This window comes from Segetibacter koreensis DSM 18137 (assembly GCF_000374045.1).
GTDB lineage: Bacteria > Bacteroidota > Bacteroidia > Chitinophagales > Chitinophagaceae > Segetibacter > Segetibacter koreensis.
The window spans coordinates 15,074-29,667 of the sequence record NZ_KB893359.1; the positions used below are offsets into that span (position 1 = coordinate 15,074).

Annotated in this window: 9 protein-coding genes; 4 read left to right on the forward strand and 5 right to left on the reverse strand. The window is 37.9% G+C overall.

What is annotated here, in order from left to right:
• Window positions 1–16: 16 nt before the first annotated feature.
• From B154_RS0121420 to B154_RS0121430, 3 genes are all read right to left on the reverse strand, one after another.
• Complete coding sequence (locus B154_RS0121420; RefSeq protein ID WP_018616405.1) at window positions 17–1,258, reverse strand: DUF6786 family protein; 1,242 nt, start codon at window positions 1,256–1,258, stop codon at window positions 17–19.
• Window positions 1,259–1,304: 46 nt separating this feature from the next.
• Window positions 1,305–2,465, reverse strand: a complete 1,161-nt coding sequence (locus B154_RS0121425; RefSeq protein WP_018616406.1) for a glycoside hydrolase family 172 protein — start codon at window positions 2,463–2,465, stop codon at window positions 1,305–1,307.
• Between the two features lie 581 nt (window positions 2,466–3,046).
• Window positions 3,047–3,934 (reverse strand): dienelactone hydrolase family protein, encoded by an 888-nt coding sequence (locus B154_RS0121430; RefSeq protein ID WP_018616407.1) that lies wholly within the window; start codon window positions 3,932–3,934, stop codon window positions 3,047–3,049.
• A gap of 460 nt (window positions 3,935–4,394) precedes the next feature.
• Between B154_RS0121430 and B154_RS0121435 the strand changes: the two genes are divergently transcribed.
• The 3 genes from B154_RS0121435 (at window position 4,395) to B154_RS0121445 (ending at window position 9,001) form a co-directional block, all read left to right on the forward strand.
• Window positions 4,395–5,444 (forward strand): YncE family protein, encoded by a 1,050-nt coding sequence (locus B154_RS0121435; RefSeq protein ID WP_026260348.1) that lies wholly within the window; start codon window positions 4,395–4,397, stop codon window positions 5,442–5,444.
• A 385-nt stretch (window positions 5,445–5,829) separates the two neighbouring features.
• Entirely contained in the window at window positions 5,830–7,431 is a 1,602-nt protein-coding gene (locus B154_RS0121440; protein ID WP_018616409.1) for a carboxylesterase/lipase family protein, read from the forward strand.
• Between the two features lie 619 nt (window positions 7,432–8,050).
• Complete coding sequence (locus tag B154_RS0121445; RefSeq protein ID WP_018616410.1) at window positions 8,051–9,001, forward strand: sugar phosphate isomerase/epimerase family protein; 951 nt, start codon at window positions 8,051–8,053, stop codon at window positions 8,999–9,001.
• Window positions 9,002–9,366: 365 nt separating this feature from the next.
• Here the strand turns inward: B154_RS0121445 and B154_RS32575 are convergent, their stop codons facing one another.
• Entirely contained in the window at window positions 9,367–13,761 is a 4,395-nt protein-coding gene (locus tag B154_RS32575; RefSeq protein ID WP_018616411.1) for an Ig-like domain-containing protein, read from the reverse strand.
• A 158-nt stretch (window positions 13,762–13,919) separates the two neighbouring features.
• On the opposite strand from B154_RS32575, the gene B154_RS32580 reads away from it, so the two are divergent.
• The gene (locus tag B154_RS32580) at window positions 13,920–14,057 is read left to right on the forward strand and encodes a hypothetical protein (protein WP_018616412.1); all 138 of its coding nucleotides are present in this window, start codon (window positions 13,920–13,922) and stop codon (window positions 14,055–14,057) included.
• Window positions 14,058–14,166: 109 nt separating this feature from the next.
• Here the strand turns inward: B154_RS32580 and B154_RS0121460 are convergent, their stop codons facing one another.
• Window positions 14,167–14,580, reverse strand: a complete 414-nt coding sequence (locus B154_RS0121460; RefSeq protein ID WP_018616413.1) for a low affinity iron permease family protein — start codon at window positions 14,578–14,580, stop codon at window positions 14,167–14,169.
• Between the last annotated feature and the right edge of the window lie 14 nt (window positions 14,581–14,594).

Sequence of the window (14,594 nt, forward strand, 5' to 3'; positions counted from 1 at the left end):
CAAGTTGAAAATGAATTTAAAATGCTTTTATAATGTCATCGAGAGATACGCCAAACAGCTTTTTGGCAATACCATCTAATGCCTGCTCGCTTCCGGTAAAATGGAAAACCGAATGTTTGTGAGAAAGGGTTTCATTAGGCTTTAAAAATGCAGCTGGAGACACACTCTCTATTTCATAAAAGGGGCCCATTTGAGAACCATCGGCTAATGGACCATCATTATAGGCATTCACAGCGTCACCAGAAAAAGGTGGCTTGGTTGTATTCCATTCCTGGTTTAAATATTTAGCACCCGGTTCTACATCAAACATGATGGCAGTTAATACTTTGTTTTCTGAATCATAACTGCCTGCAAACGGCTTTGCTTTGCCAGGTACAACGCCAAGTTTTCCCCTGCTTTTTCCATCTGCTTTAAAGTAAAGAACATCATCAGTATGTTTTATTCTATCTGCAGGTATTTCACCAAAATAATTTGTTGTAGCCACTTTACTAAATGGCTGACCGGCGGCATTTTTAAAAGGAACGACAATAACCGTTGCAGGTGTTGGTTTAAACATATCCAACAACCACATACAGGGCATACCTGTTGATTCTGTCCATGCATTAGTACCTTTGTTTGTAAGTACATTTACGGTCTCATAACCTACTACTTTTACGGATGTATCTAATGTAGTTCCAAGGTCATTATTAATTTGCTTGCTGTCTAACATTTTAATGGTCCGATCAACCATCAACTGCATTTCGGTGCCTTTGTAGTTCGTCAGTTTCATTTCTTTTTGCATAGAAACCGAATTATTACTTTTATTGGTCACGTTCCATGTTTCCGTATCTATTGGAGCAGGTGTTTTCCAATTGTCAAAAACCATTTTAGAACCTGGCTTGAAATACAGTGAAAACCTTCCACCTTCAGGGCCAAGCCAAAAACGATTTTCGCCACCGTAAGCATTCATGTGTGCATCAACGGGCCCGCTAAATGCTTTATAATTGACCCATCCAAAACTTAATCCTTCGTTACCATCTGCGGTTGACGTAAATACTTTTGCCTGGTACTTAGGTGAGACAATGATCTGCGAATTATCACCCTCTTTTAAAACAACAACACTGTCATGCTGCTTTAAAAAATGCAGGTCGTAACCAAAAGTCCCTTCTTTATATAAAGTCGAGTCTTTGTTTTCACCCTGCTCATTTGGAGCAGAATTATTGCATGAAGAATTTATCATGGTAAAAAGTAAAAGAATGTGAAACCAGCTTTTTCTCATTGAGAAATTTTTGTTTAAATGTTTTTTACAAGTCTTTTGAATAATGCTAATTCACTTCGAGATGATCCTTATCTGTCAGCTTCGGAAAACTATTGTGAGGCTCCGACTGGTACCAAAAAGCTGTGGTTGCAATATCATCCTGCAGAGGCAAATAACGCCCGTCATGTCGCCATCCTAAAGCCTGGATAGTTACTTTTAAATTCTTTTCAAATCTTATAGGATCCATAATGTGCCAGCGGTACATGCCAAAACGTTGTGCAATTTCATAATGACCATCTCCTTTGATAACCTGGTGAAGGCCGACATACGGTGTTGAATATTCAGTGTAATTCACTTCGTCAACTCCTGCTGCATTTTTTTTCCGGGTATCAAAATCATAAGCGCCATTAAAATAATCTTCTGTGCCGGTACCGTTAATAGTTGGGTAATCAGTATCTCCGTCCATAAAAAATTTAATTTCCCCTTCGCCCCACCAGCCGTTGTTGTGTGAGCCGTAGGCCATGTATGTTCCTACATATTGACCTTTACCTACAATACTATCTACGATTACAAAATCTTTTTTATAAGGCAAAGGGTTTACTCTTCTAAACTGGGCATGAAAATAAGCAGCATCTTTAGGAACATCGGTTAGTGTATAATCGACCTGGTAATACAAAACCATGTCCTCATTATTAATGTTTTCCATGGTAATTCTGCATTTTCTTCTAAACGGCATCGGCCAGTAGCAATTAAAACCACTGCCGGGATTTACATTAACTGCCAGTGAATTAAGATGCGAAAATTTGCCCCAGCCCATTCCAAAAAAATCACCTACAGGCACTTCTACCGAAGGTTTGGTTTCGTCATCCCAATAAAAACGGAGTATAGAATAACGCCAGTTTCCGGTGGGAGTCATCCAGATGTGTTGAATAGATCCGGGACCCGTAATTTCCGCAACGTTAAAAGTGGTATGTGCTTTTATAACGACGCTTGGGCTTACTTTCCATCCTTTACCTAAATCTCGCGAAGCGTTTTTTCCTGTGCCTTCCGTAGCCATACCTCCTTTACCTTTTTCACCGGTAAAGTTTTCAGGACTTATAGAACGCGTTTTTGCATCCGACATCATGTAGATGTTGCCCATATTCATATTGAGACCATTAAAACCTGTTTGACTAAAAACTGTGAGAGATAAAAAACTTGAGGCAAGAATTAGTATTCTTCTTTTCATATGGAGTTGTTATGGGTTAATAATTATTTTGATAATGGATAATTAAAAATCTTTCATTTGTTTTTACAAAAGCTTTCAAGCAATTTTTAGTTCATTTCAACAATAGTTAGTTTATAAAGAATCCGGGCAGGATCTATGCTATAACTGTTTATAATGCCCAAGATAAAAATATTGTTGGCAAGTACATTAAAAATTATATAAAATGAATATTCAAGCTGTTACAGTAAAACATTTTTTTTGACAGCCCGAATATACTGGAAAAGACATTGTTATGTTGATGATATTATTAACAGTTTTGTCCTTTGTTGAAAAGCCAATACAGGAAAACCTCTTGCTACTAATGTAAGTAATATAGACTTTCCCCAACATCAATTTTTGAATTAAAAAAAGAATAAAAGACTATTCGATTATTTCGTTAAGCGTTTACGCGAGTAAATAAAAATATTTGTTGAAATATCAGGTCATTGTCGAAGAAAAACACTTATAAAAATGATGCAAGTAAAGGGTACTGAATTTGAGTTTGAATAAACTGGGTACGCATATAATTTTGCGGAAGAGTTAAATATGATTTTCTTTTCTTGTTACTTCAATTTCTCGTTGAAAAAATCAATTGTTCTCTTCCAGGCTAGTTCTGCAGCCGCTTTATCGTAACGAGGTGTTGTATCATTATGAAAGCCGTGGTTTACGTTAGGATATATGTAAGCCGTATATTCTTTGCCATTCTCTTTTAATGCAGCTTCATACGCCGGCCATCCCTCGTTTATCCTTGTATCCAATGCCGCATAGTGTAAGAGAAGCGGCGCCTTTATTTTCGGAACGTCTTCTTTCGCAGGCTGGCCTCCGTAAAACGGTACAGCTGCAGCAAGATCCGGAATTTTCACTGCCATCTGATTTGCAATTCCCCCGCCAAAGCAAAAACCTACAACACCCACTTTGCCATTACAATCCTGGTGATTTCTCATGTAGTTGTAAGCAGCAATAAAGTCTTCCAACATCTCATTTTGGTTGCGTTTACTTTGCAATTCACGACCTGCGTCGTCATTACCAGGATAGCCACCTAACGGAGTTAATGCATCAGGAGCGATCGAGATAAACCCTGCTAGAGCAGCTCTCCTGGCAACATCTTCAATGTGGGGATTCAAACCCCTGTTTTCATGAACAACTACGATGCTACCAAGTTTGCGTTTGGCATCAGCAGGCTTTGACAACAACGCTTTAATCATTCCGCCACCTTTTGGTGACTCATAATTAATGTATTCTGATTTTAAACGAGGATCATCGCGTTTAATTTGAATCGCGTCCTGATAATCGGGCATCAAAAAACTCATAAGCGCCGGCACTGTAAGACCTCCTACTGCGTATGTAGACAGCTTTTGCATAAAATCGCGCCTGTTGACCCGGTTGTGAGCATAGTCATCATAAAGATCAAACACTTCTTGTTTAATGTCTTCTTTTTTTATTTTGTTCATTTTAGTCTAAATGTATTTACCTTAAAAATAGGTAATTCCGCATCATTGGGTTTCTTTAATGCACTTTATATTTCAATATTTTTCCACCAACATTCAAATTGAACTTGTATAAAAGAAAAGGAGAAAAACAGGTAATAATAGTCGAAGAGTGAATGAAATCTTTATTAACGTAAAAGGGAAATAAATGTATGTAAATAGAAATCGTGCTTCAACATTATATAAACCCTAACAATTCGAATTGGCTGCTAAGAGATTGGTTATTCATGCAGAAAAAGATAATTAGATTTTGGAAGACATCTTCTAAACAGATTTTTGTTGTAATTTTCATCGTACTAAATAAATGGTATTAATTTTCTCAGCTTATTTGTTTGTAAGTTATTTTGTTCAAAGCCAATTCTCTTGTATGATCCAACACAAATTGCAACAAGAAGAAATCATAATTACAATAAATATTTAAGATATGAAAAATTTAAAATACTATATGATGCGGCTCATTGCGGTAGATATTTTCCTTTTGACACTTATATGTTGGACAAATAATTGCAATGCTCAGTCCACTCCTAAGCGATCATTACTTGCACTTTCTAAAACCAATCATACGCTGGCAATTGTAGACCCCGTTACATTAAATATTATCGCTCGCATTCCTGTTGGCGAAGATCCGCACGAAGTTGTCGCTTCTTCAGACGGACGAACTGCATATGTTTGCATTTACGGAGGCGGTGCCTTACATGAAATAAACATAATTGACCTTGTTGCTCAAAAACCTTTATTAAACCTCGATACAAGACCACTCTTCGGGCCACATGATATAACATTTGTTAATGGGAAGGCATGGTTTACCGCAGAAGGTTCTAAATCGGTCGGTCGCTATGACCCCGCCACAGGAAAGCTCGATTGGAGCATGGGAACAGGTCAGGACAGGACACACATGATCCACGTTACCGAGGATGGGAAAAGGATCTACACGACAAACGTCTCTTCCGGAACTGTCAGTATTCTTACAGATACACTAATCCAGCCCGGAAAAATGGCGCCTCCTAACGCTAAACCGCGGGAGGGTTGGGTTCAGACCATTGTTTCTACTGCCAAGGGCTCCGAAGGATTTGATGTGTCACCAGACGGCAATGAGTTATGGACCGCATCAAGTGAGGATGGAACCATTTCCATTATTGATCTCACAACAAAAAAATCAGCAGCGAAAATTGATGGAAAGGTTGTAGGTGCTAACCGACTCAAATTTACGCCCGATGGTAAGTTAGTATTTATTTCGAGTCTTCAAACAGGCGACCTGACCATTTTTGATGCTAAATCACATACTGAAAGGAAACGACTGAAACTTGGTCATGGCGCTGCAGGAATTCTTATGGATCGCGATGCATCACGTGCTTTTGTTGCTTGCTCGGCTGATAATTATGTGGCTATCGTAGATCTCAAAACTTTAGAAGTTACCCGTCATATTGATGTTGGCGGAGTACCTGATGGTCTTGCATGGGCAGTTCAGCCTTAAGTTCTTTAAGGAATTACACATTGCATTTGGCACCCTCGGTTTCCAAACCGATTTTTTTCGCTAATAGAGCGTGCACTTATCTATAAAAATCTAAAGTGTACGGTATTAATTGAAATGCTGTAAAAGTACGCTCAAAATAAAATTTAGTCCCATCTACCCTTGTTATTGTATTGCGAGTATTAATACGAAATGAAAAATTTTTTGGTGAATAAAGAAAATGTTTCTACTATTGTCTCCTGTATGATACAATGAAAATACCTGCAACATTTATTTCTTCAAAGTTTTCGTATTCTAAGATCACCAATGGGTTGAGTTTTTATGATACATATTTTATAGTCATTCCTTCTAAATATAATTTATACAATAACACATTAAAAAAGCTCCGATGAAAAAAATAACGATTTGCTTTCTCAACCTTATTTTAATATGTTTTTTTGCGTCAGCTCAGTTAGAGACAGGAGAAAATGTAGCTGTAACAAGCACCGACGCGGGTAAAGTACGCGGATATATACACAACCGTATTTATACTTACAAAGGCATACCATATGCAGAGGCAAAACGCTTCGAAGCACCACAAAAGCCAGAACCCTGGACAGGTATACGCAGTTCAATGACTTATGGTCCGGTTGCACCATTAATGGATCCAACCACCTCTGTACAGGACGAAAGCGAGTTTGTTTATCATCACGATTGGGGCTACACAAATGAAGATTGTATGCGTGTTAATGTTTGGACACCCGGTATAAACGATGGAAAGAAAAGACCTGTAATGTTCTGGATACATGGTGGTGGTTACACATCCGGTTCCTCGCAGGAGTTACCTTCTTACGATGGTGAAAACCTTTCTAAAACAGGTGATGTTGTAGTGGTCTCTATCAATCACCGTTTGAATATTCTTGGCTTTTTAGATCTTTCGGCGTACGGCGAAAAATACAGGCATTCTGCAAATGTCAGCATGCTCGATATTAAGGCTGCGCTGGAATGGGTAAAAACGAACATAGCCAATTTTGGAGGTGATCCAGGCAACGTCACGATTTTTGGTCAATCGGGCGGTGGAGCTAAAGTAAACACATTGATGGCTATGCCTTCGGCAAAAGGTCTCTTTCAAAAAGCCATTAACGAAAGCGGCTCGTTTAGGATGAATATGCTGGATAAAGCTACTACGAAAGCCATTAGCGCAGAAGTATTAAAAGAATTGAATCTCGGCGCTGACCAGGTGGATAGCCTGCAGACCATACCCTTTGCGCAATTGAGTGCGGCGGGTAAAAAGGCACTGAGAGTCATTGAAGATAAATTTAAGGCGCAAGGAAAGCCTGTAGGTGGTTTTGGTTTAAGTTGGGGACCTAGCGTCGACGGTGAGGATCTGCCCTACCAGCTTTTTTCAGCGGAAGCCTTTGAATTATCTAAAAATATCCCTTTGCTAATTGGCACTGTAAAAAACGAGTTCATGCCTTCGTTATTTGGCGGCATAAGCAATGCGCCTATCGACACAATCATGAACTATATCAAAAAGCAACAAGGCAGTAAGGCTGATGCTTATATCGCTGCAGTGAAGAAAGCCTATCCAAATGATACAAAACCTTCTGATTTGATTGACGTGGACGTGATGTTCCGGCCTGGTGCAGTAGCGCAGGCGAATAAAAAATCGGCACTCCACATGTCACCTGTTTACATGTATCTTTTTACATGGCAATCACCGGTACTGGACGGAAAATATAAAGCGGTGCATTGCATCGAACTCCCTTTTGTTTTCAATAATATTGCCCGTTGCGAAGAGATGACAGGTGGCAAAAAAGAAGCTTATGTATTGGCGGATAAAATGAGCAAAGCCTGGATTAAATTTGCAAGAACGGGCAACCCCAACCACAAAGGTTTACCTAACTGGCCCACCTTTAATGCAACAAATACGGCAACTATGCATTTCGATAATAAATGTGAAGTAAAACCGCAAATGGATAAAGAATTATTTGATCTCCTTAGCTTATAAAAATTCAACATCATACTTCAAATCACATTGCTTTGCGTTTATTTCATTTTAAAAATTTTGTTCAAATAAGTTTGCATGAAGAATATATTTTTCTCGCTCTTCCAGTTGCCATCTGAATGATTATTGTCGAATACGAAAAGAGGAAATGAAGCGAGGTAGAGTACTTATTATTGGAGGAGTTGGCAGATTAACAGTTGCCTTAAGTTCACATAAAGCAGAGTTCTCCAATTTGTCTCAACATTTTTGTCGTTCATCTCTTTTTTTAACTAGTAAACTGCTGGTGCGAGTATTTTTAATCTCAATGCTATTCTTCTACTTAAAAAAATTTTTCAGTTATGCCATATCGCACTTTCTTTCTCAATAAAAGCATTCGCAATCGTTTTGTTGCCAACTGCCTTGAATCATATACTTTTATCATTGAAATTATTCTATTAAAAACATTACAGCAAATTGATTGATCTGCTCATGAGCATGTTTTTTGATATCTTTAAAAAGAGGCAAGCAAAACGATCTTTAATGGAGGGGATAAAACTTTATTTTCAGATTCCGCTATTGCATTAAGCAAACGTAAAAAAATAATTGAGCCGATCACAATCATTTAACTACTTAAATATTACACATGACAAACAGAAGAAAATTTTTACAACAAACCGGTGCTGCAGCTTTGGGTGGTTGGTTGTTGCCTCGTCTCGCCAATGCGAGTTTGTCCAACAAGGCAGTACAACCCATCGGCCTTCAGCTATACACGCTGGGTGATTTAATGACTACTGATACAAAAGGAACGTTACAAAAGTTAGCCGCTATCGGTTATAAAGAATTAGAAAGTGCGGGGTCACAAAAAGGAAACTTTTACGGGTATAAGCCTAAAGAGTTTGCAAGCATGGTAAAAGACATGGGCATGAATTGGCGTTCTGCTCATGTAGGTGGTGCTCCTTTTACAATAGAACAGGTAATGAAAATGGCAAAGACGGCAGCAGACTCTGCAAGAATGCAGAAAATCGCCGAGCGGATTAAGAATATGCCTCCAATGTTAAACCTCAAAAATGATTATCAAAGACTGGCTGATGATGCAGCCGAAGGCGGCATAAGTTATTTGGTATGTTCGAGCATACCTGTTAATACGTTAGATGAAATCAAAACGGCAGTAGAGGTGTTTAGCAAGGCGGGTGAAGCCTGCAAGAAAGTAGGTGTGCAATTTGCCTACCATAACCACACTACTGAATTTGACCAAGTGGAAGGGCATCGTCCTTTTGATTACATCCTTTCCAACACTGATAAAGACATGGTGAAGATGGAATTGGATCTGGCGTGGGCCACAAAAGCCAATCAGGACCCCGTTGAACTATTCAAACTGCACCCTGGTCGTTTTCCATTGTGGCACGTTAAAGACCTGGATAAGACCAACAAAAATCCAGCAGAAGTAGGAACAGGATTAGTTGATTTCAAACGGATTTTTGACAACGCGAAAGAGTCGGGCATGAAGTATTTTTTTGTAGAGCAGGATCAAGCCCCGCAGCCACTACAAAATGTTACTAATAGTTTTAATTATTTAAATAAATTGTTGGGCTAATTACTGGCTCGAACGTTTTATAAATATTTAATCCTTTAATGTCGGCCCGGCATTTCGTATAATCGTTATTTTTTGTACTTCATCTAAGTAACCCTCAAGTGCAAAACCAACGGTTGATCAAAATAAAAAGTCAATCAGTACTAACTATGCCCGGTAGTGTTTCTCAAAACACTACCGGGCATAAATGAAACGCCCTCATTGACCAGCAACTTAACCTGTGTGCTACGACCAGTAGTCATTGTTCCATCCCTGCCCGTCAGCAAGTGTTTATTTACAATTAGAGATTCGTCATGCAATTGGCGAATGCGAGGACAGCATCAGAAATGGCTCCTTTAACAATGCTGGTCTTCGTTATAGGCATCCCGCTACAACTTAGAAAATTGCTTATAAACAATTTTGTCTTCACTTAGAATTTTTACAGTGTATACGCCACTCGAAAAAGCCGAAACATCAAGTTGTACAACTGTATTTAAAATGTTTGATTGAATAGTTTTCATTACAACTCCAGCAGAAGATATAACTGATATTATCGCAGGCTTACCTTTATTCAATCCCGTTGTACTAATGCTTATTATATCATTTGCAGGATTAGGATATAGTTTTAAACTTATGGAATTATTTATATTGCTTTTCCCATCTCTTAAAGATGGTCTGTTGCTGACCATAGGCGTATTCTGCAAGGTTACTGTAACTGTTATTGGATCAGATGTAGATGAGAGACCTTTATCATCAGTAGCTTTAGCTGTAACAGTGTAAGTACCAGGTTGTACATCTCTCCACCAGCATGTATAGGGATAGCTGTATTCTGTTCTTAATAATGTTTTTCCAACAAAAAATTCTACTTTACTTATTTTGTCATTGGCATCTTTTGCTTTCGCAATTAAATGAACTTTAGCATGAGCACTAAATACTGAACTATCTGCCGGAGTTACAATACTTACCACCGGTGGCACATTAGAATCAACTACTGATACTTCTATACTGTTAGAAGTAATTACGTTGCCCTTAGTATCGTATGCTTTTGCAGTAAGGTGATAAGTGCCAACTGGAACATTTGTCCATAAGAAACCGTAGGGAGAAACGACCTCTGTATGCAATAAAGTTGTATCACGGTAAAATCTTACTTTTTTTATAGCTGCATCGTCATCCGCAACAGTTGCATCTAGTTTAATTCTTGCCGGCGCGGTATATTTTACAATGTTATCAGCAATCGTAAGTTTTACTATTGCAGGTTTATTTAATCCCAATTTGTAACTCGCTACCGCTGTTTGTGTAAAGTATGTATATGTAAAATTGTCTGGGGTTAATATATCACTTGCGCCGATCGCATAGACCCTATCCCCTCCTATAACTAATTGGTTGATACGATCACGACTTAAAGTTTGATTAGCATGATCGAAATTTGTTACCAATTTACCTCCTTTGCCAAAAGAGGAGTCAGGTGTGCCATCAGAATTATATTTCACAAGTGCAAAATCAAAATAATCGGAGCTAAAGGTTTTTATCGTATATCCTCCAACTAATATTTTTTCATTTTCGTTGGTAACAATTGAAGTTGCATAATCATTGTTGGTATCAAAGTCAGTAATTACTGTACCCTTATTTACAAATGACTCATCAAGCTTACCATCGGAAAGATAACGACTAACGGCAAAATCATCACTTGAAGACGCTGCACTTCCTATGTATCCCGCTGCCAAAATTCTATTATTCTTGTCTACGGTAATTGACATAATGATTATATTGGTAATTAACTTTCCGCCAGAGCCAAACGATTTATCTATTGAACCATTAACATTGTACCGAACAATAGCTCCGTTTCCCGAAACTAATATTTTACCGTCTTTTTGGAGTACCAGGGAATAGGGGTAGTTCAAATCAAAATCTAACGAGACTTTTCCTTCAACTCCAAAAGAATTGTCAATCGTTCCATTACTGTTGTAACGCATTATAAATTTTGACCCAAATGCTACGATTTTTCCATCTGGCTGTATGGCTATCTTTTCAATTTGCCCTACACCAAAGTCAGAAACCACTTCTCCGTTTTTTCCAAACGAAGAATCTGGGTTTCCATCTGAATTATAGCAAACAAGGAAAAAAGCGCCAGATGGACCGTTAGGTATACTTGTAGATCCTCCTACTACAATTTTTCCATCCGTTTGAATAGCAACACTGGTAGCCACATCAGTGTTGTCAAAACCATATCCGAAGGGATCATAAGAACCGTCGTTGTGAAAGCCTTTCGTTCCTCCGCGAAAAGAGGTATCAAATGTGCCATTTCTATTAAAACGAGTTACTATAAAATCAACATAGTTTTCCGGAAGTTTGTAAATAGGTCTGCTGGCCCATCCAACGCAAACAATTTTACCATCTTTTTGAATAGCGCCGCTGGTGAAGTTTGAATTTAAATCAAAACTGTTTTTAGCATAACCGTTTGTGCCAAATGAAGAGTCTAGGAAGCTATTATGAGGATCGTTAACCACAGAAAAATGGACAGCAGACGTAGTTGAAAGGCCGCGATTATCGGTGGCTTTAGCCAATAAAACATGGTTTCCAGCAGGCACATCCTTTAATATGAAGGTTTTGCCAATGGAAGGATGGTTAGCAAAAGTGAAAGTTTTTAATAATATAGAGTCATTGTAAAATTCTAATCTACTTATTGTTCCGTCAGAGTCTGATGCAAAAGCATCCATCCTAACAACTGCGGGTGCTGCAAAACTTGCAAATTCAACAGGATTTGTAATATTTACAATGGGCTTTTTATTAGGCACTACCGACATACTGATGGGATCACTTGTAGTAACAGCGCCACTATCATCGGTCGCCTTAGCAGAGATAGTATAATTACCTATTGGTACGTTTATCCAGGTATATTGATAAGGAGATGCTTTTTTTGTTGCTAATAATACTGACCCATTATAAAATTGTACTTTTTTAATTCTTCCGTCGGCATCAAAAGCCTCAGCTTCTAAATGGATAGTTATAGGTGCCAGGAAAACCTGGTTATTTGTTGGCCCTATAAGTCGTACGACCGGCGGCAGATTGGTTACAACCGATATCAAAACCTGAGATGAAGATGTAGATAAGCCACTATTATCTATAGCTTTAGCAGTAATAATATAAGAGCCTGCTTTTAAATTCTTCCAGCTAAAAGAGTAAGGGCTGGTATCATCAGTAGCCAGCAATGTTTTTCCATTATAAAATTCTACTTTAATTATTGTGCCGTCAGTATCGGACGCAGTAACATCAATTACAATAGTTGCAGAAGTGCTGTGAACCGAATTGTTTATTGGGCTGGTGATAATTACAGATGGCGGAATTGCAGTAACGGTAGCGGTAAATTCACAACTTTTTAGTGGCTGAGCGGCTAACGCATAATGAACAACAGTCGTTCCTTTATTAAAAATTTTACCACTGGCACTTCCCGTTCCGGTGCCGATTGTAGCACCTGTAAAAGTATAATTAACCAGAGAATTACCACCCGTCAAAATAGGATCTATACCGTTGATTATGGCAGTATTTTTCCCTTTATCTACAGGTACATTTTTAGAAGAAGGGCAGGCAAGATTTGGGGTCTCATCCAGCAGATAAGCTGCAATTACTCCATTACTATCCGCCACGCCTACTACATACAATCTCTGCCCAGAGATAACTGTGCCCTTTATTATATCAGAACCTGTGCTTACTTCTGTTATTTGTTTCCCGCCGGTTGAAAAATTGGTATCCAGACTACCGTCAGGAAAATAACATGCAATAGCAAAATCAGAAGTATTTTCTGCCTTATAACTACCGCAAATAATTATATTGCCATTTGGTTGAATAGCCATTGAGTATGCTGTAGCCTGACCTGGGCCAAACTGGGTATTTTGTATCCCGGTAGAATTAAATGTATTATCCAAACTCCAATCAGAATTATACCTGGCAATAGAGAACCCGTTTTCAGAAGATCCGGAAGTAACTATTTTCCCATCATTTTGTATAACTAAAGAAGAAATATTGAAAGGAGATCCTACCGTCCCATAATACTCTTCCGGAGGCGTTCCATCAGCATTAAATATAAAAATCTCGTGGGCCGACGAACTCGTGACTATTATTTTCCCATCGTCTTTAACAGCTATGAAAGAAGTATGGAATGGAAATTCATAATATGATACATCTAAAACTCTTTTTCCATTACCTGCAAAAGTAGAATCCGGTCTCCCATCCGATTTGAACCGGTATACAAAAAGGGCGTTAAGATTTAGCGGCCATCCTGCTGCTACACCCGCTGTTGCTGCTACAATTTTACCATCAGTTTGAATTGCTAAAGAGGATCCCGCCCCTTCATAAAACAATTCTCCGTTAGTCCCAAAACTATTGTCAATAGTTCCATCAGTATTATATCTTATTGTGAAAGATCGAGTTCCGTCATTTGTATTAACATTTCCCGATACTAATATTTTACCATCTGGCTGAATGACTAATGATAAAGCTTCGGAAGCATACTGAAAATTAGATAATACTGTGCCATCATTTGAAAAAGTACTGTCCAAATTACCATCAGCATTATACCTTGCTAATGCGAAGTGTTCTTTTACAGAACCAACTACAACGATTTTTTTGTCATTTTGAACAGCAATACTTGTATAAGAAGAATTGGCAGGAAAGCCGGCTTTAGCAATACCCATAACGCCAAAAGAAGAATCGATCTCTCCCCCTTGAGAAAAAATATTTGCAGAAAAGAAAAAAGATACCGTAATAAGTAAAATTATTTTTTTCATGTTTCAAAATTTATCATGGTCAGCAAATAACTACTCTAAAAAAACCTTCTTTTCTTAAGGTTATTTTTAACATCAGCAGGTATTGAATTACTTATTGAAGTGAGGAAGTAAAATATTCAACAGGCAAATAAAGATGGAAAGTTAAAAGCAGCATTTTTATGATGAAAGGCAGAATAAATTATGATACTGATCCACAAAAACTAATTATGGAAGCTATAGGATTGTGGAAAGTTTTGCAACTTTCAATACATGTTGTGGTAAAACAAAGTTTAATACCAGGCGCGGCAGCAGAGTAAGGGCTAATAGAGTTCGGAATGATTTCAAAACCTTTTTAAAATAATAACTTCAAAGGGTTAGCCTCTATACAATAGGTACATTTTTTTATAAAAATTTTAAAATTCGTTTCTATTCATTCACGTTTTCCGCCGCCTGGCTTTTTATCAGATTCAATTCTTCCTCAGTTTTATCTTCTATGCTTCTAAAATCGTTGCTTGCCTCTTTTTGAGCCCTCAAAATTTCATCAAGTTTTATATGAATTGCTAAAGTATCTTTATTTGAAGATTGTTGAATGACAAACACCATTAAAAAAGTAATAATTGTAGTTCCAGTGTTTATTACAAGTTGCCAGTTTTCAGAATAATGAAATATTGGGCCACATATTCCCCATATAATTACAATCAAACATGCTGCTATAAAAGCCCAATAGCTACCAGCAGCTTTGGTTATTTTCTTTGAAAATTTATCAAAGGTTTGAGAGAGCGTCATTTTTTTATTTTTTGAGATTAAAGATACCGTTAATAGGAATGTTTTTATGTTCATTTTCTTAAAAAACT